This is a genomic window from Amphritea pacifica (genome assembly GCF_016924145.1).
In the GTDB taxonomy this organism is placed as follows: domain Bacteria; phylum Pseudomonadota; class Gammaproteobacteria; order Pseudomonadales; family Balneatricaceae; genus Amphritea; species Amphritea pacifica.
On sequence record NZ_JAFFZO010000007.1, the window covers coordinates 40,492 to 58,856 of the forward strand.

The following is an 18,365-nucleotide window of genomic DNA, read 5'->3' on the forward strand; positions in this document are numbered from 1 at the left end:
TTAATTTCACCCGGATTGAATTTTACACGCTATGTATGTCAGGGTATAAGGAAATAACGGAAACCGGGTAAGGAGGCGAAATAAACACCATGAGAGTCAATCACAGGCTTTTAAAGGCGTGGGGATAACAGATGCGTTCTGACTTATGCCTTGTTATGGATCAGGGTAGCCATAGTAGCCGGGCGATGGTGTTTGATCGTTTTGGCAACTGCCTGAGTCAGGGACAAGTACAGGTAAAAACCCGGCTTACCCAGCCCAACCGCGCGGAGCAGCAGCCGACCGATATCCTGATTTCCCTGAAGCGCGCAGCTCTGGAGGCGGTCAGCAAGCTGACACGGGAAGACCGCGCCAAACTGCGCACCGCAGCCCTGACAACACAACGCTCCAGCGTGCTCTGCTGGGACGCAGACGACGGTAAACCGCTGACCCCAATCATCAGTTGGCAGGACCGGCGCGGCTTTCATTACATCGACGACCTGATGCCCCTGGCAAGTATGGTGCGCCAGCTCACCGGGCTCTACCCGAATGCCCACCTGCCCGCCTCAAAGCTGCGCTGGTGTCTGGAACATATGATCTTCAATACGGCTAAGCATCGTATCCGCGGCGGCCCTGTCGCCAGCTGGCTTATCAAGCAGTTACTCCATGAGCAACCGGACCTGATTGACGGTGTGAGCGCAGCCAGAACGATGCTGTTTTCCCTCAAAGACCGGGACTGGCATCCCGAACTGCTGGACCTGTTTCAGCTTCCGGATTCACTGCTGCCGAAAGTCCGCCCCAGCAAATACAACTTTGGTACGCTGAAACTGCCGGGCTTAAGCCTGCCCCTCAACTATGTCAGTGGTGATCAGGCTGCGGCACTGTTTGCCTTTGGCGAGCCGTCGCAGGACAACCTCTATATCAACCTCGGCAGTGGTGGCTTTATGAACCGGGTACTGACCGAGCGGGGATTGCACCCTCAGGAGCGGATACTGCACCACCTGATCCACTCCGACAAACAACCCCTTTACAGCGCCGAAGCCACCATCAATGGTGCAGCAAACGCCCTGGACTGGGCCTTTAATATCTGCCGGCCAGAAACCCGGGATATCGATAGCTGGGCCGAAAAGTGCACCGACCCTCCCCTGTTTATGAATATGGTTGGAGGCGTCGGGTCTCCTTACTGGCAATCACTGGATCGTTCTTGCTGGATTAACGATTGCGACGACCCGGAGGCCCGGATGGTTGCCGTTATGGAGAGCATTGTGTTTCTTATCTGCAGAAATATCATGGCGATGTCTGCACTGCCCCCGGCAAAACAGATTATCATTGGCGGGGGTATCAGTCAGCTCAACTCGCTCTGTCAGCGGGTTGCAGATCTGAGTGGCTTGCCGGTGCTGCGCTATGAACAACACGAGATCACATCGCTGGGCGCTGCCTGGCAGGTGTTACCAAACAGCGTACGGGATTTTGTACCGGAAAAAACCTTCACTCCTCAAGATAACAGCCCCTTAGCACTGCGCTACCAATCGTGGCTGAATACATTTAATGAATATCTGGACTCACTCGAAGGATAACAGATCCAAACCAAGGGCCTTGCGCATCGGGGAGATCGAAAAGGTTTCTATCAGATCGGCGCCCTGGGCAAACAGAGTACGGGCAAGCTCAGCATCCGCCACTTCATAGAGCACCACACGGATCCCGGGCCAGCTACGTTTTTCAGTTGCAAGATCAACTTTACGCAAGCAGGTATAATCGAGCAGCAGATAGTGCGGCGGCCTGATAAACCCCTGCCACCATCCGCTGGCTGGAAACTGATCAGAGACCCAGCCGACGCGCCAGTTATCCTCAAGCACCCGGTCCACCAGTGCTCGGGAATAGCTGATCAGCACCACCTGCGATCTGACCAGTTCTAACAGGGGCAGCGCTCTCTCCACGCAGACCTCAACGCCGAATGTTTCGATAGCAACCCGCTTGAATTCAACAAAAAAAGTTACCTCAGGGTAATGCAGCATCAGATTTACCAGATGCTGAAGATGGGAGATCGGTTCATCTTCAAAGCGATCACTAAAGGCCACCGGGTTATGCAGGCTATAGCGGTCAAGCTCATCGTAGGTGAGCAGCTGAATTTTATTATCCGCGCCGGAAAGACGTGCCATATCCCGGTCATGATAGAGCACCGGTTCAAAATCAGCGGTCAGTTGCAGATCCACCTCAACAAACTTTGCCCCGGCTGCCAGCGCCCGCTCAATTGCCAACAGTGAATTTTCCGGGTACCGGGATGCATACCCCCGATGCGCGACCAGGCGATCAGCCAGACAGGTTTCAGGACCGCCCTGGACAGATAGATCATCAGTCCTATCAAACGGTAATATGGGGTTCATATCCGAGCTGTCAGATGGGTTACTCACTGTTGTCTCTCCGCCGCAAAAGAAAGCCTGCGCGGGGCAGGCTTAGCAGAAACAAATCTAATTGGAAAACGTTACAGGAATATCACGGGGATCTTCCGTAATCGCCCGTACCTGACAGCCACCACTCTGTAACGCTTCATGGAGCGCCGCTTCGGTCTGCGACAGAATGTACTCGGCGGTCAGGAGCGCTGAAGGCTGTAGCGTACTGATACCGATACTGACACTCAACTGATGCCCGCCAAGTTCGATATCATGAATATCATGACAGAGTCTGTCAGCCAACACCGGCGATTGTTCGTTAGTTGCCGGCAACAGCATAGCAAAGCGTCCGGTATCTATGCGGGCAGCCATATCCCCTGGCCGTGAAATAGCACCTTTAAGAACCTCAGCAATCAACCCCGCCTGCTGGTCAGCAAAATTCTCAGGCAGTTGCTCAGCCTCAAGCTTATCAACCTCAATCAACATCAGGGTTAACGGACTAAACTCCCGTACAGCCCTGCGACACTCGGTTGACAAAACCTGATGGAAGTGGCGGTTGTTCGCCAGTCCCGTGAGTTCGTCAATCACCGTCACTGAAGCGAGTTTTTCCTGGCTGCGCTTGAGCTCCATCTCTTTCGATTCAAGCACTTTATGCAGTTGGCGGGCACGCATTGCCGCATTGACTCCCATCCCCAGCATAACAAAGTTAAGTACTCCGCCCATCAAAGCGATAAATAGCGGCAGATAGGTATGATGACTGGCGACAATCGGATCCGCCAGACGATAGAACTCCTCCTCAGTCAGCTCCTTTTGTGGGCCATACACCGCCCAGAGTGAATCGATATCTTTTGCCTTGCCCGCCTGAGCATAATCTACATTATCAACCCGGTGCTCAATTGCCAGCCTGATCGCCTGTACAGCAACCCGCTCTTCATAGGAACGAATGCCAATAAACAGGGCTATAAACACCAGTATTGAAACCACCATAATGACAATGGTCTGTACCCGGCTTCGGATTTCAGTCTGCCTGGTATCTATCACCTTTTCATTCCTTTAATGACACCCATCTTTCTGTTTAGTAAATACTTTTTTGAGGATTGATGCAAATATCTACTGCCCATAACGTTTATGCGGTTGATTCAGATATGCTAATTCTTCCGGTGTCGAGGAACGCCCGAGTATCTTATTGCGATGAGGAAACCGCCCAAAGCGGACAATAAGATTGCGATGCTCATGGGCAAAGTCCAGCGCATTATCGATATGATGCCTCAACTCCCGGGGAGTGATGCACAACATCGCTTCTATCTGAGAGATACACAGGTTCTGAGCGGTGGTATCTTCGGCATGCTCAAGGGGCATATAGAAAAATAACTTTTCACTACCCTCAAGTGCCATATCATGACCCAGTTCAATCCCTTCCCGACAAAGCTGTTCGGCTCTGTAATCGCCGGAAAAGGCATCGGCCGAGCCACGATAGATGCTACGGGTAAACTGGTCCAGCAGGATAATCAATGCCAGCCGGCCCCGGGGCTGCCCCGCCCAGTCATCCAGTTGCCCCCAGAGCGCCTGCCTGACCTGATGGCCGAACAGATCACCGAGCTGACGATCCATCGCCTCATCACCAAACCACCAGAGCAACTTTCGGTCGCTCACCGGAAATCCCTGTTTCAGCTCACCAAACCAGAATTGCAGTATCTCTTCAATCTGTTCCGTCATAGACAATCCCGTTAAACGCAGCTTACAACTCATCCAGTATAGAAGAGATGCGCCTGTGCTGCTGAGCTCCGATAATGACCGGCTGGCCTCTGCAGAGCAACAATTTAACTTTTATATCGCTAAAATCTGTTTTAGTCTGAACCTTATGAAAATAAACCACTCTTTTATCGTATAGTAAACTGAGTGGCGATGATTTCTAACGGGGGAAAAATGCGCAACGTTCTGATTTCACTCATACTGGCAGGCATCGGCATTGCCGCTTACCTCTACCTCAATCCAGCGCAGCTGGCTCAGACTCCGCCCCCAGAAGTCAGACAGGACGAACTGTCAAAAATGGCTGTGCAGCGCGAGACTGAAAAAGCCCAGCGTCATATCGATAACCTGACAGCAGCACCGGAGCAGGCGATCGAGATCGGCACAGCCAACAACTTTGTCACTCAGGATCAGTTACTCAAACTGCCGACCGACCTGGCTACGGCAATAGCAGCCACCGAAGCGGTTAAAGAGGGGGATGCAAAAACCTATGGCATCAATCTGGAGCAGATAGGCAACTCTGTCCATCCCCAACACAAAGCCGTGCCCACCAGCCAGCTCCCCCTGGCCGATCAGATCAGACTGAAAGAGTTACTTAACAATCCGGATAATCCGGCGGGCACACTGTTCTATATTCACGGTGTCAGTGACGCAGACAAACAGGGCCTCTGGGGGATCATTCAGAGCGGACTGATAGATACTTTTGCCAAAGGTATTCAACTGAAAGCCCAATTGATCAGCGCCGATATACCACAGGAAGCGGATGAACGACTCCCCAACAGCACCAGCTCATTTCTGGGTTCGATTCTGGACAAAAAGGTAAAAGATACCTATGTCTACAACTATCATAAAGGGATACTGGGACAAAACCCGAATCTGATAACCCCTGGGCAGGAGCTTATTGTTGTCACCTTCAGTCAGGATGAACTGATCGATATCTATAATCATTTTGCCCACCAATAAAAACAGGACTCGCCCATGATCGATCTGTACACCTGGGGGACACCCAACGGTCGTAAAGTGTCAATTATGCTGGAAGCAACGGCACTTCCCTACATAGTTCATCCAATTAATATACAGGCCGGTGATCAGTTTACCCCGGAATTTCTGGCGATTAGTCCAAACAATAAAATTCCGGCTATTTCAGATGATGAGGGCCCCGGTGGGGAAACGGTTCATCTGTTCGAGAGTGGTGCCATTCTGCTCTATCTGGCGGAGAAAACCGGTAATTTTTTACCGACAGACCCGATGAAACGTCTGCAATGCCTGCAATGGCTGATGTGGCAGATGGGGGGCTTCGGCCCTATGCTGGGACAGGCACACCACTTCAATCGCTTCGCCAAAGAGAAGATCCCCTATGCGATCAGCCGCTACACTGAAGAAAGCCGGCGACTCTGGGGCGTACTGGACAGGCAACTGGCTGGCCAGGCATTTATTGTTGATCTGGACCTTAGTATCGCCGACTTTGCCATCTACCCCTGGGCGTGCCGCTTTGAATGGCAGGAGGTTGAGCTGGACGACTTCCCGAATGTGAAAAACTGGATGGAGCGGATGTCGAACATTGAGTTTGTACAACGGGGTATGGCGGTTCCCTGAGTCTGAAAGCCGGGGCTTAAACGCCGCTCAACAGGCCACTCCAAAGCGTCTCAGTTGTCTGGGCAGCACCTCATCCAGCTCATCGAGATCGATCTCCTGCAGCTCGATAACCGCCAGATTTTGCGCTTCATAGAGCGCTTTTTTACGCATTTTATCCGCCAGATAGGAGGGTGATTTTTCACTCCCCCAATACTCAATAAACAAACCGGCCTGCGGCAGATAAAAGTCAGCCCTGGCCTGTTCAACAACGGGCAACGGTTTATCGCAGGCATGGATGATCTGAGCAAGATATAACCAGTTATCGATCTTAACCTCTGCTTCCGAGCGCAGCAGATGACCATCCATTGCCCGGCAGCCATGGCATTGTTCCACCTCAGCCATATGCAGACCAAACTCCCGCAAGGCACGTTTAAAGACCGTGTGATCCGGCAGTGTTTTTGGCCATATCACATAGGGGATAGAGGTATGAATATCCTCTTTCTGAACGCCTCCCTGAGCCTCACCGGTATCTGTCAGTTGCCACCCCTTCAGCCAGGGCCTGATCCAGCCCAGGTCAGCGAGCAGCTGATTGATACGCGGGGCGGCTAACCCGGTTTTCAACCCCAGTCCCCTGACACCGGTAAGCCGGTCTTCAGGGTTAACCAGGGCGCGGTGCTCAGTCACGCTGTCCGGCCAGACGATATAGCGACCATAGCGCTCACTCTCACGGTAACTACCCTGCTCAAACTCACCCTTTGCGGTCAGTGACCAGCGCTGCTCTTCCCGTTTAATCCAGCCGAGAGCCTCCAGCTCAGTAAACAACTGACGGCTACTCTTTCCCAGCATTTTAGCCAGCGCTGAGGTCGATACTTTATTGCGCTCTCTGGTCATCAGCCCGGTTCCGCTCAATTGCCATTACACACTCATCAATACTGTGATAATTATCTGCAGGGGTCAAAAATAATTACGACCACGGCTTTATACCGATGGCCCGGCCAGTGATCCTTAGCCGTCGATCTCAAACCTCGCAACCCGTCAATATACACAGGCTCAAACGGTCGACACATAATGGTTATTTTTTTGTGACAAATTCGCTTGCAATAAAATCTGAAAAGAGCATTCTGTAGGTGTGACATTAAGCATAGTTTGCAGTAAGGGTTACATCATGAATATCAATATTACCAACCGCAATGACAAAGTTTCTCCTGCATTACGAGAAAAAATTGAAGCCTGGTTAGAGGAGAGTCAAAGACGCTATAACGTTATCACCAGCGCCCAGGTCACTATTGAAAAAAGCAATGGTAAAGAGGAGATTGTTGAGGCGACCGTTCACGCCACCGGTAAGGACCTGTTTGCTAAAGCCAGTGAAGAAAATCTGTATGCTGCACTCGACTCTCTGGCACACAAGATAGACAAACAACTGGCCAAGATTCGTGATATTCAAACTAACAAAAAAGGCTCCAGCGTCCCGCTGATGGCGGAACCGGAAGAGGAGATCGCTGAAGAGGAAGAATAGCTCTCCCAGCGAACTGAAATCCTGAAAAAAGGCTGAACACTGTTCAGCCTTTCTTTTCAGATAATGACCTACCTGACCTGCTTAAGAAAACGTTGCAAAATCCAGCCTGAAACCGTTGTCGCACCCTGATCAACATTAATCTTCATCCAGCCCTTTTGTCGCCCGACCACCTCGACCCGTTGCGGAGCACTCACCTGCCCTACAACAGCAAAGCCGGTTCCCGGACCTGATCGGAAATTCACATGGCGGCCGCTAACCTGATACGACACAGCAGACATTTCCGGCTTACCTGCTACAGGCGAACTGCCCCCAGGGGCTGGCTGTTCAGCACCGGAAGACCCGACAGCCCGGAGAAAACGCACCGCGGTCCAGGCCTGTGCACTATCACCGGAATGATTGCGATAATGCACTTTGACCCACTCTCCCTGGCGCTGTAATTCCGTCACCTGCTGATTAAGTGACAGACTCCCAACCACGCCATACTGGCTACCCGGTCCCTGCCGCAAGCGCAGACTATTCACCGTCACGCTATAGCGCAGCCCCTCTGCAACCGGTCCGCTCAGCCCCTGTTGTTGCGCGGTAAGATAACTGCTCAGCATCCAGCCCTTCAACGGCTGTTTATCCGCAGAGAGGAAAAATACCCGCGACCAACTGCCTTTCTTATCAATTTCGAGTAACACACTACCCTGGCCCAGACGGGTCAACAACTCACTACTGTCAGGGGCTGAGTAAACTTCTGCCTCATGGTTGACGACAAAATAATCAAATGCCATGACCAGCGGCGAAATCAGGCTGAATACAATCAGCCCCAGGGCTTTCAGACATCGGGGGTTTAAGAGTGCAGCTTTGATCATAATCACCTTCACGTTATTCAATCCTTCGAAATAAACTCTACAGGCCCAATCATAACAATTGTATAAGCAGTAGCAACAGCAACCGGGCGACCCGGAAAGATCGGGATTAAAACCCAATCTGGTGATAGAGAGGGCAATCTTCCGACACAAAAGGACTATACTGAGCGACAGAACATCAGGACCCTTGCTATGCAGATAAGGGGATATCAAAGGCTGACACGGCGACTTTAGGGGGAGCAATGCCTCAGGATATTTTAATGGCCCGCCAGCCCATATTCGATGCAAATCTCAATGTTGTTGCCTATGAGCTGTTGTATCGGGACAAAGACAACCAACAACATTCGATTATTACCGACGGCAACAGTGCGACCTCCCAGGTATTACTCAACAATTTCACCAGCATCTGCAAGGCGGGCAAACTGACAGCACTGCCAGCTTTTATCAACCTGACCCGGGAGATGCTGACATCGAGCCATATTCCGGCAATTTCCCGCAAACATGTCGTGCTTGAGATCCTCGAAGGGATGACCGTCGATGAAACCCTGATCGCAGGTATCCAGCGATTTATCGATGCGGGGTACCGCATGGCGCTGGATGATTTTATCTATAGCCCTGAATATGATCCGATTCTTGAGATGGTGCATCTGGTCAAGCTGGATCTGTTACAACTGAGTGATCAGCAACTGATACAGCATATTGAGCTGCTCAAACCCTATAACGTCACTCTGCTAGCTGAAAAGATCGAAACGATGGAGGCTTTTAAGCGTTGCAAAGGGCTGGGATTTAAACTGTTTCAGGGATATTTCCTGTGTCGGCCACAAGTGGTTGAAGGGCGTAAGCTGAGCTCCAGCGAGATTGTGATGATGGAGCTGATGTCCCTGTTAGCAGAGCCCGCCGTGACGCCCGCAGAGATAGGACAGATTGTCAAAAAAGACCCTCAACTGACCTTTAAGATCATCCGCATCGTCAACTCTCCACTATTCAATCTGGTCAGGAAGATAGAAAGTCTTGACGAGGCGGTTGTCATACTGGGAGTGCAGGAGATAAAGCGCTGGTGCGCCCTGATCGCCTTTTCCGGAGAGATGACTAAACCCGACGAACTCACCCGACATACGCTGATACGGGCGAGAATGTGTGAACTGCTGGCCGAAAACAATCCTGCTCTCTCCGGCTCCAGTGCATTTATGATGGGGATATTTGCCGGACTGGATGCGCTGCTGGACACCCCCAGAGAGGAAATTCTGCAGCAGGTTCCTCTGAGTGACGTGATCCACAAAGCGATTCAGTATGGTGACGGGGAGTACGGTAATCTGCTAACCACTGTCGACAGTTTTATTCTGGGCGAGTGGCATTCATTACCCGACCTTTACTCTGGCCCGCAACTGAACAATGCCTACACAGACAGCCTCAACTGGGTTCGTGAGACCATGGAAAAAATAACCTAGGCTCAGACGTTCTCAGATCCTCCCCGACAACTCCCCTCATTGGCAGCAGTCAGTTTCCGGCCTGATAAATAAAAGTTATCAGATATGTAAGGGATTATTCATTAGACAGCTCATCAGCGTAACGCCACAATGCTACTTACTTTGACAATAGTGATGATTCTATCAGGAGCACAACCAAGACCATGAGCACAATGATTCCGCTGGACCAGTTTCAGCAACTCCGTCACGTTGACGCAATCATTGAGAAGGCCGCTGATAGCTGGTGGGTCTACCGTCGCAATATCGGCTATAACGGTGCCCTGAGTGCTACAGCGCGTGTCGTTTTTTTCGGCCGCAGCAAAGCGCAGGTTGAACAATGGCTGGCTTCACAGTAAGCCAGCTGGTTTTTTAACTGATATTTCAGCATCTGCAGATAGATCAGTTAATGGGCTGGCCAGTGATCCTGGGCAGCCTCTCTAACCCCTGCCATCCGGCACATTCTCCGGTACCATCGTCTGTCATGGATGCCCGTTTTCTCCTGTAGGGTCTAAGCTATTACCGTGCAGAACAGATAAATCACCTGACATCTTGCATGGCCAGGTTACTCCTTTCCACCTGGTATTCCACAGGAACCAGGCTGTAGAAAGATTACAAGATCGCCGCATTGCGGCCCGCAGACTAAGGCTTAACCGATGAACAAAGAGATGACACCTTTTGAGATCCGCCAGCAGATTCGCAGCGGTGAGTTTACCGGCAATACATCCGGATATGGTCAGGGTTTCGTTCAGGGAAACCTGGCTATCATGCCGAAAGCGTGGGCGAATGATTTTCTGCAGTTCTGCCAAAAAAACCCCAAGCCCTGTCCTATCGTTGGTATGTCCAGCCAGCCTGGCGAGTTCATGCTGCCCGATCTGGGACAGGATATCGATATCCGTAGCGATGTTCCCAAATACCGTATTTACAAAGACGGAGTCCTCACCGAGGAAGTTGCCGACCTCAAGCCCTACTGGCGCGATGATCTGGTCACCTTTGTACTGGGCTGCTCTTTCTCTTTTGAAGAAGCGCTGCTCGCTGACGGACTGGAAGTACGCAATATCACCGAAGGTGTCAATGTGCCGATGTACCGCACCAATATTGAGTGTAAAAGTGCCGGCCGTTTCAGTGGCACCACAGTAGTCAGCATGCGCCCGATGAAGGCTGCCGATGCGATCCGTGCCGTTCAGATCTGCACCCGCTTCCCGTCAGTTCACGGTGCACCACTGCATCTGGGTGATCCTTCTCAGATCGGCATCCGCGATATCAATAGCCCTGACTTTGGTGATGCCGTCACCATTAAAGCGGGAGAACTGCCGGTATTCTGGGCCTGCGGTGTAACACCTCAGGTCGCGATTGAACAGGCTAAACCCGAGTTCTGTATCACCCACAGTCCCGGCCACATGCTGATCACCGATCTGCCTAACAGCCGACTGGCTGTGCTGTAAAAGGAGCACTGAATATGTCTTTACGTCTTAACTGTGACCTGGGTGAAAGCTTCGGCTCGTGGAAAATGGGTTTGGATGAAGCGGTGATGCCGCATATCGATCAGGCTAATATCGCCTGTGGTTTTCATGCGGGCGACCCACTAGTGCTGCAAAAAACCCTGACTCTGGCAAAACAGAACAATGTCACCATCGGTGCCCATCCGGGTTATCCTGATCTGGTTGGCTTTGGCCGTCGCAGCCTCAAAGCTTCATCCGACGAACTCAAAGCGATGGTGCATTATCAGATCGCTGCTATTGATGGCATGGCTCAGACTCAGGGGCTTACGCTGACCTACGTCAAACCCCATGGCGCAATGTACAACGATATGATGGCCGACGCGGCTGTCCGCGCTACCATTATGCAGGCAGTGTCTGACTATCACCGCCCACTGGTGCTGATGCTGCAAAGCACCCCCCAGTCAGCGCAACATCAGCAGGAAGCCGACAGTATCGGCCTTGAACTCTGGTTTGAGATCTTTGCTGATCGCTGTTATGACGATGATGGCAAACTGCTGGCCCGATCAAAGCCCGGTGCAGTGCATAGTAAAGAGAAAATGCTCGCTCAGGTTAAACAGCTGCAGGAACAGGGCACAGTTACCACAGTTAGCGGCCACACCCTGACCTTGCAAGCCGATACACTGTGTGTCCATGGCGATAATATGGACGGGGTCAACGCCATCCAGGAAATTCGCAGGTTGATCAGCCAATGAATACCGAAACAAACAACATTCGGGTTGAAATTGCCGGGGAAAACGCCCTGATCATCTACTTCGGTGACAAAACCGATCCCCGGGTTTCCTCTCAGGTGCAACAGGCAGTGACCATTCTCGAAACGGAGCTTAATGGCAAACTGATCGATATGGTGCCCTCTTACGCCTCCCTGCTGGTGATCTACGATCAGCTGGCGACCGACCATCTGGAGGTACGCCGCTGCATTCGTGAAGTACTGAGCAAGCTGGACGACAATGAAGGCAGCGAAGGCAACTTAGTTATTTTACCCGCCTATTACAGCACCGAATCAGGCCCTGACCTTGAAGCACTGGCGCAGCGGGCAGACCTCAGCATAGAGGAGGTCATTAAAATTCACAGCGAGATGGAATACCGGGTATACGCGATCGGTTTTGCCCCCGGTTTTGCCTACCTTGGCGAAGTGGATGCTCGTATTGCTGCGCCCCGGCTGGCAACACCCCGAACCAAAGTACCGCGGGGAGCCATCGCTATAGCTGATCGTCAGACAGCGGTTTATCCGGCAGTATCCCCGGGCGGCTGGAATCTTATCGGCCTGTGCCCCACCCGGATGTTTGATCCAAAAGCGGAGCCAACCATGCCGGTACAGGTGGGTGACCGGGTGCGGTTTAATCCGATCAGCCGGGAAGAGTTTTTCGCCCAGGGCGGTGAATTGGGAGAGATCAGATGAGCGGTTTTAAAGTAGTACAGCCCGGCCTGATGACTCTGATTCAGGATGCCGGACGCTTTGGCCATCACCGTATCGGCCTGACCACGGGTGGTCCTCTGGATGCACTGGCATTCAAATGGGCCAACCGCCTGGTTGATAATCCAGTGAACACCACAGCGCTTGAGATCAGTTTTGGAGGCCTGGTACTGCTGGCAGAAACCGATGCACAGATCGTTCTGGCAGGCGCGCAGATGCCCCTGAAGATAAACGGTGTTGAGCAGGATCGCTGGCATGCCCACCGGATTAAAGCCGGGGACAAGATCGAAGTTGGTTTTTCAGCCCAGGGAGCCCGCGCTTATCTGGCCGTCAGCGGCGGCTTTCAGGTCGAGCATAGTTTTTCCAGCAGCGCGACCGTCACCCGGGAGGGGATCGGCGGCTTCACCGGAGAGAAACTAAAGCAGGGCGACTACCTGAACTGCACCCCCCCTGTACAGCACAAAGGTTATCGCCTGCCTGAAACACACCGCCCGGACTACAGCGATAATGTAACTCTGCGGGTTATTCCCGGCTATCAGCAACAGGCCTTCAGCGACTATCAGAAACGGCTGTTCTTCAGCAGTGAATACAAAGTCACCGATCGGGCTGACCGTATGGGTTACCGACTGGCGGGGCCTGAAGTAAAGCCCTCGCTTGACGGTATTCTATCGGAAGGTATCTGCCACGGTGCGATACAGATCCCCGCCGATGGCCAGCCAATCGTACTGCTGAATGATCGCCAGACCATTGGCGGTTATCCTAAGATTGGCTCAATGATCGCGCTGGATACCGCCCGTATGGCCCAGATGCTCCCCGGCTCACGGATATCATTCGATGAGATCAGCATCGATGATGCCCATAACCTGCACTGCCTGGCCCATATACGGTTTAACAATACCGAGCCGGAACCCGTTGATTAATTCCGGTCGAGAACGGTCGCATTTTATCTCCGGTCACAGTAACACGCCGGATAACGTACAGAATCGAAACAGAGAGAGCACTCGATGTCACAACATTCGATCAATGAAACAGTTCTGAGCAAGCAGGTAGAAGACCTGCTGGTTGCACGTAACCTGCGTGGCATGAAAACCGTCCAGCCAGCACTTTCCAGCGGCTACTATCTGCGGGCAGCACGCACCCTCTATAAGTGTAAAGGGCATGTCCTGATCGGCACCGGATTCCCGGTGGTGGATACCTTTGAAACCGATGGCCCCCTGGGGGCCATTGCACTATACGATGCGCTGGAAAAACTCGGCGCTACGCCGGTCATTGTCTGCGGTCCGCCGGTCTCTCAGGCGCTGATGGAAAGATATCGTGTCCACGAGATCCGCGTCGGCGAGCACCAGGAACGCACCCTTGAAGCGTTCAAGGCGCTGTATAACTACAACCCTGATGCGGTGCTGTCGATTGAACGTCCGGGACAGGCTGAAGATGGTGGTTACTACAATATGCGCGGTGAAAGCATCAGCGCCCGTACAGCCTGCTTCGACACCTTTGTTAACAATGCAAAATGCCCAACCATCGGTATTGGCGATGGTGGCAACGAGATCGGCATGGGCAACATCACCGAAGCGATTAAGGGACTGGATATCACTCCGGCAGCGACCCGTGTTGATGAGCTTCTGATCGCCGATGTGTCCAACTGGGGTGCCTACGGTCTGATCACCTTCTTCAGCCTGTGGAGCGGCCGTGACCTGCTGGGTGAAATTGATCCGCTGGCGATCATTGAATATCTGTCAAAACTGGGCAGTGTCGATGGTGTCACCCGCATCAACCAACTGACCGAAGATGGCCTGCCGCTGGAAGAGGGCGACAGTGTAATCGCCGGACTCAGGGCGCTGATCGGCTATACAGACTAACTTTTTAAAAACGCCGCCTGGACTGTAGGAGCGGCTTCCAGCCGCGATTCTGGTTATCGCCCCTGGAAGGGGCTCCTACAATATAGACTTTTTCGCAGGAGCGGTGTCCAGACGCGATAGACCAAACTGTATTTCAAGCCTGATCTATCTCCCCCCTAACACCCCTTTCAGCTGTAACTGATACCCAGAGATATCGCCCAGCGTTTCTGCTACCCATAGCGGATCATAGTAACTATCGAGATAGCGCTCGCCACCATCACAGATCAGGGTGACCAGCGACCCCTGCTCTCCCCGCTGATGCATCTCCGCCGCCAGCGTCAGCATGCCCCAGAGATTGGTGCCAGTAGACGCTCCCGCTCTGCGACCACAGTGCTGTTCCAGCCAGAGCATCGCCGCGACCGATGCGCCATCAGGGACCCGCATCATCCGGTCAATCACCGTTGGTTGAAATGACTCCTCTGCCCGGGGGCGACCGATCCCTTCGATACGGCTTCCCTGCTTTATCTCCAGGCTGCGATCACCGGTCTGCCAGACATCATAGAAAACCGAATTTTCGGGATCTACCGCAACCAGCGTGGTGTTCAACCCCTTATAGCGAATATAGCGCCCCAGGGTGGCGGTGGTACCACCGGTACCGGCACTCATCACAATCGCTGCCGGTACCGGATGTGATTCCAGTTTCATCTGCCGGAAGATACTCTCGGCTATATTACTGTTGCCTCGCCAGTCGGTGGCCCGCTCAGCAAAACGGAACTGATCCATAAAATGGCCATTGCACTCAGCTGCAAGCACTACCGCCGCTTCATGCATCTGCGTGGGACAATCGACAAAGTGGCACCGGCCACCATAGAACTCAACCTGTCTGATTTTTGCTTTGGCCGTTTTGCGGGGCATAACCGCCACAAAGGGTACACCGATCATACGGGCGAAATACGCCTCCGACACCGCAGTACTGCCAGATGATGCCTCAATCACAGTCGTTCCCTGGTTGATCTGACCATTACATAATGCATAGAGAAACAGGGAGCGGGCCAACCGATGTTTGAGACTTCCGGTAGGATGACTGCTTTCATCTTTCAGGTAGAGATCGATCCCCGCCAGTGCGGGGAGCTCCAGTTTAATCAGATGGGTGTCGGCTGAGCGCTGTGCATCAGCCTGAATTCTTGCCACTGCCTGTTCGGTCCAGACACTCATGAAAGCCTCTCTTTTAATCAACAATTAATGGAGACAGTATACGTATGCAGGCAGAGATATTTTTTGCTTTCTGCTGGATAAAAAAGAGAATTTATAGAATAATTTTATCTATAATCTAAAAAAATAAGATAATTTTTCCATGGATTCGATAGATAAGAAGATTCTCAATCTGCTACAACAGGATATTACCCTGCCGGTAGCGGAAATAGCTGAACGGGTTAACCTTTCGACAACCCCCTGCTGGAAGCGCATCAAACGCCTGGAAGAGAACGGCGTCATCAAAGCCCGGGTGGCCCTGCTCGACAGCGCCAAAGTAGGCGCAGGGGTCTCCGTATTTGTCCATATAAAAACCCAGCAACATGAAGAGCAGTGGTTAACGCGTTTTGCGCACTCAATAAGCCGGTTCGATGAAGTGATGGAGTGCTACCGGATGGCTGGCGAGTGGGACTATCTGCTGCGGGTAGCGACCCGGGATATCGAATCCTTCGACCGTTTCTATAAAAAGCTGATCAGTGAAGTCGATGGCCTGACCGATGTTACCTCGAGTTTTGCGATGGAAGAGATCAAATTTTCCACCCGACTGCCACTGTCCAACTGCTAACCGGTGAAGCACTATCGAAGCCTGCAACAAAATCCAGACTTCTATGTAAAACGCAGCTCCTATATAGTGACACCAATATCTGCTGAGCCCTGCAACTATGCGCCTGAGAAACCTTAACACCTTTGTCAAAGTAGCCCGCCTGGGGAGTTTTCATGCCGCAGCCCAGCAGTTGCATGCCACTCAGCCTGCGATCTCAGCCCGAATCCATGCCCTGGAAGAGGAACTGGGAGCACAGCTGTTTATCCGGGATAAGAGTGGCACCCGGCTCTCCGCCCGGGGCGTTCAGCTTCTGCCTTACGCGGAGAAACTTCTGGCAATCAGTCAGGAGATGAAACAGCAGATCTCCGATGAAAACCCGCAGAAGGGTACCCTGCGGATCGGTATCACAGACACGCTGGCACACCTCTATCTGGCCCCCCTTTTGCAGCACTGGCAACAACAACATCCGCTGATGTCATTCGAGCTGATCAGCGATGTCACGCTGACGCTGATGCGTCAGCTACAGGAGCACGAACTCGATCTGGCGTTGATGGTTGCGGGGCACAGCAACCTGCCAGAACTGGTGACAGAGCCGCTGTGCAGCTATCCTCAGCACTGGGTTGCAACCCCTCAGAGGCTGACTGATAACCCGGTCAATAGCATCGCCGAGCTGGGACGCTCCCCGATCCTCAGTTTTCCCCGGGACACCCGCCCCTGGGATTACCTTCAGCAACTGTTCCGGCCGCTGGAGGAAACACCGGTATTTCATACCTGTAGTTCGGTGGCAAACCTGCTGACTCTCACGCTTGAAGGGGCAGGCGTAGCACTGCTGCCCGAACCGGTGCTCCGTACTCATCTGCAGCAGGGACGACTGACAATATTCAGCCCCGGTCCGCAACCGCCGGAACTGGCATTTTGCGCCTGTTGGCGACTGGATGATGACAGAATTCTGCCCCAGCTATTGGCCAAAAGTGGCCGGGAAATCATTATCAGACGGACATAAGCGCTGAATGGACGGGCAACCCACCCCATAACAACCACAGGATTTATAGCTAAAAATATAAAAATATCAATATTAAACCCTGAAATTTATACAATATCAGATTATTATTCTTATCTTTTTCCAGCTATTGCAACTATTCCACTTTTCTAAGAAACTGCGATCAACTCAAAAAGTAAGATTGTCGTAAATTATCAGCCCATAGCCATAAGCCCGGCCTGGTTAACGGCACAATCTCATGACCCGGGAACTGCCCTCAGATCGATTGAGGATTTTTTTTGCAGCCCCCCGTGTTAATTAATTCGGACCCTCGCAATACAACTATACTGTCTTTGGTGTATCACCTGTGACAGCTTGTCGGCAGAGTCCATAATACGTTTAAGGAAGGTTAATATGAGCATTGCTTACCTGAATGGCGAATACCTGCCACTAGAAGAAGCCCGCATCTCCCCACTGGATCGCGGCTTCCTGTTTGGTGACGGTATCTACGAAGTTATTCCATACTACAACGGTAAATCTGTAGGTCTGATGCCTCATATCAACCGTATGATCAATGGTCTGGCTGCCATTGAAATCAAAAACAACCACACAGCAGACGAGTGGAAAACCCTGCTGGACGATCTGATTGCCAAAAACAGCGATCAGGGCGAAAATCTGGGGGTCTACGTTCACGTTTCCCGTGGCACAGACACTAAGCGTTACCACGCTTATCCGGAAGGTGTAGAGCCGACAATTTTCTGCTTTACCTTTGCTATCAAAGACCCTGAACCGGTTGATCGTACCAGGGTGCATCAGTACAGCATGATCTCAACTGAAGATCTGCGCTGGCAGCGTTGTCACATCAAGTCGACCGCCCTGCTGGGTAACGTTATCCACTTTCAGGAAGGTTACTCTACCGGCAACGACGAAGCGCTGCTGTACAATGCCAAAGGCGAGTTAACTGAAGGCAGCTCCTGCAACGCTTTCATCGTAAAGGATGGCGTCATCATCACACCGATTCAGGACAACCAGATCCTGCCAGGTATCACCCGTCGCATCATCATCGACAGCATCAAAGCGGACGGCTCTCTGAAAATTGAAGAGCGTACCGTAACCATGGATGAAGTGCGCAACGCAGATGAACTGTGGATCACCTCCTCTTCGAAAGAGATTGCGCCGGTGACTAAACTGGATGGCAAGCCTGTCGGCAACGGCGAAGTTGGCGAAATCTGGGAAAAAGCGTTCCAGATTTACACTGCATCTAAGTTTGATTTCTGATTCAGTCAGACAACGCTTAAAAACGCACCCAACCGGTGC

General features: G+C 52.1%; 20 protein-coding genes. 14 read left to right on the forward strand and 6 right to left on the reverse strand.

Translation table 11 applies throughout. The annotated features are described in order from the left end of the window. Positions 1-131: 131 nt before the first annotated feature. Complete coding sequence (locus JW499_RS04980; RefSeq protein ID WP_205209566.1) at positions 132-1,553, forward strand: FGGY family carbohydrate kinase; 1,422 nt, start codon at positions 132-134, stop codon at positions 1,551-1,553. Here JW499_RS04980 and JW499_RS04985 read toward each other — a convergent pair. The 3 genes from JW499_RS04985 to JW499_RS04995 form a co-directional block, all read right to left on the reverse strand. Continuing rightward, positions 1,539-2,387 (reverse strand): glycerophosphodiester phosphodiesterase family protein, encoded by an 849-nt coding sequence (locus tag JW499_RS04985; RefSeq protein ID WP_205209567.1) that lies wholly within the window; start codon positions 2,385-2,387, stop codon positions 1,539-1,541. The two genes, JW499_RS04980 and JW499_RS04985, sit on opposite strands and share 15 nt — an antisense overlap. A gap of 57 nt (positions 2,388-2,444) precedes the next feature. Beyond that, positions 2,445-3,407, reverse strand: a complete 963-nt coding sequence (locus JW499_RS22800) for a GGDEF domain-containing protein (protein ID WP_205209568.1) — start codon at positions 3,405-3,407, stop codon at positions 2,445-2,447. A 69-nt stretch (positions 3,408-3,476) separates the two neighbouring features. Then, positions 3,477-4,082, reverse strand: a complete 606-nt coding sequence (locus JW499_RS04995; protein WP_205209569.1) for a DUF924 family protein — start codon at positions 4,080-4,082, stop codon at positions 3,477-3,479. A gap of 210 nt (positions 4,083-4,292) precedes the next feature. On the opposite strand from JW499_RS04995, the gene JW499_RS05000 reads away from it, so the two are divergent. Further along, positions 4,293-5,078, forward strand: coding sequence for a hypothetical protein (locus JW499_RS05000; RefSeq protein WP_205209570.1), 786 nt, complete (start codon positions 4,293-4,295; stop codon positions 5,076-5,078). Between the two features lie 15 nt (positions 5,079-5,093). Next, on the forward strand, positions 5,094-5,711 hold the full coding sequence (locus JW499_RS05005) for a glutathione S-transferase N-terminal domain-containing protein (protein WP_205209571.1): 618 nt from the start codon (positions 5,094-5,096) through the stop codon (positions 5,709-5,711). A 27-nt stretch (positions 5,712-5,738) separates the two neighbouring features. On the opposite strand, the gene JW499_RS05010 is transcribed toward JW499_RS05005, so the two are convergent. Next, positions 5,739-6,581, reverse strand: a complete 843-nt coding sequence (locus JW499_RS05010) for a hypothetical protein (RefSeq protein ID WP_205209572.1) — start codon at positions 6,579-6,581, stop codon at positions 5,739-5,741. Between the two features lie 274 nt (positions 6,582-6,855). Here JW499_RS05010 and hpf point away from each other — a divergent pair, with 274 nt between their 5' ends. Continuing rightward, positions 6,856-7,206, forward strand: coding sequence for a ribosome hibernation-promoting factor, HPF/YfiA family (hpf, locus tag JW499_RS05015; RefSeq protein WP_091353455.1), 351 nt, complete (start codon positions 6,856-6,858; stop codon positions 7,204-7,206). 68 nt (positions 7,207-7,274) lie between these two features. On the opposite strand, the gene JW499_RS05020 is transcribed toward hpf, so the two are convergent. After that, complete coding sequence (locus tag JW499_RS05020; protein WP_205209573.1) at positions 7,275-8,060, reverse strand: SH3 domain-containing protein; 786 nt, start codon at positions 8,058-8,060, stop codon at positions 7,275-7,277. Positions 8,061-8,317: 257 nt separating this feature from the next. Between JW499_RS05020 and JW499_RS05025 the strand changes: the two genes are divergently transcribed. From JW499_RS05025 to JW499_RS05055, 7 genes are all read left to right on the forward strand, one after another. Then, positions 8,318-9,505, forward strand: a complete 1,188-nt coding sequence (locus JW499_RS05025) for an EAL and HDOD domain-containing protein (protein WP_205209574.1) — start codon at positions 8,318-8,320, stop codon at positions 9,503-9,505. A 182-nt stretch (positions 9,506-9,687) separates the two neighbouring features. Further along, the gene (locus JW499_RS05030) at positions 9,688-9,879 is read left to right on the forward strand and encodes a hypothetical protein (protein WP_091353445.1); all 192 of its coding nucleotides are present in this window, start codon (positions 9,688-9,690) and stop codon (positions 9,877-9,879) included. Between the two features lie 297 nt (positions 9,880-10,176). Further along, complete coding sequence (locus JW499_RS05035; RefSeq protein ID WP_205209575.1) at positions 10,177-10,965, forward strand: putative hydro-lyase; 789 nt, start codon at positions 10,177-10,179, stop codon at positions 10,963-10,965. A 14-nt stretch (positions 10,966-10,979) separates the two neighbouring features. Beyond that, positions 10,980-11,714, forward strand: a complete 735-nt coding sequence (locus JW499_RS05040) for a 5-oxoprolinase subunit PxpA (protein ID WP_205209576.1) — start codon at positions 10,980-10,982, stop codon at positions 11,712-11,714. Then, complete coding sequence (pxpB, locus tag JW499_RS05045; RefSeq protein ID WP_232846245.1) at positions 11,711-12,421, forward strand: 5-oxoprolinase subunit PxpB; 711 nt, start codon at positions 11,711-11,713, stop codon at positions 12,419-12,421. The genes JW499_RS05040 and pxpB overlap by 4 nt, the downstream gene beginning before the upstream one ends. Further along, on the forward strand, positions 12,418-13,356 hold the full coding sequence (locus JW499_RS05050; protein ID WP_205209577.1) for a 5-oxoprolinase subunit C family protein: 939 nt from the start codon (positions 12,418-12,420) through the stop codon (positions 13,354-13,356). The genes pxpB and JW499_RS05050 overlap by 4 nt, the downstream gene beginning before the upstream one ends. Before the next feature lie 84 nt (positions 13,357-13,440). After that, entirely contained in the window at positions 13,441-14,295 is an 855-nt protein-coding gene (locus JW499_RS05055) for a DUF4392 domain-containing protein (protein ID WP_205209578.1), read from the forward strand. 144 nt (positions 14,296-14,439) lie between these two features. On the opposite strand, the gene JW499_RS05060 is transcribed toward JW499_RS05055, so the two are convergent. Continuing rightward, on the reverse strand, positions 14,440-15,489 hold the full coding sequence (locus JW499_RS05060) for a PLP-dependent cysteine synthase family protein (RefSeq protein ID WP_205209579.1): 1,050 nt from the start codon (positions 15,487-15,489) through the stop codon (positions 14,440-14,442). A gap of 139 nt (positions 15,490-15,628) precedes the next feature. Between JW499_RS05060 and JW499_RS05065 the strand changes: the two genes are divergently transcribed. The 3 genes from JW499_RS05065 to JW499_RS05075 all read left to right on the forward strand — a co-directional run bounded on the left by JW499_RS05065 (position 15,629) and on the right by JW499_RS05075 (position 18,326). Continuing rightward, entirely contained in the window at positions 15,629-16,090 is a 462-nt protein-coding gene (locus JW499_RS05065; RefSeq protein ID WP_205209580.1) for an Lrp/AsnC family transcriptional regulator, read from the forward strand. A gap of 97 nt (positions 16,091-16,187) precedes the next feature. Further along, positions 16,188-17,072, forward strand: a complete 885-nt coding sequence (locus JW499_RS05070; RefSeq protein ID WP_205209581.1) for a LysR family transcriptional regulator — start codon at positions 16,188-16,190, stop codon at positions 17,070-17,072. A gap of 390 nt (positions 17,073-17,462) precedes the next feature. Further along, positions 17,463-18,326, forward strand: coding sequence for an aminotransferase class IV (locus tag JW499_RS05075; protein WP_205209582.1), 864 nt, complete (start codon positions 17,463-17,465; stop codon positions 18,324-18,326). The last annotated feature ends 39 nt before the right edge of the window (positions 18,327-18,365 follow it).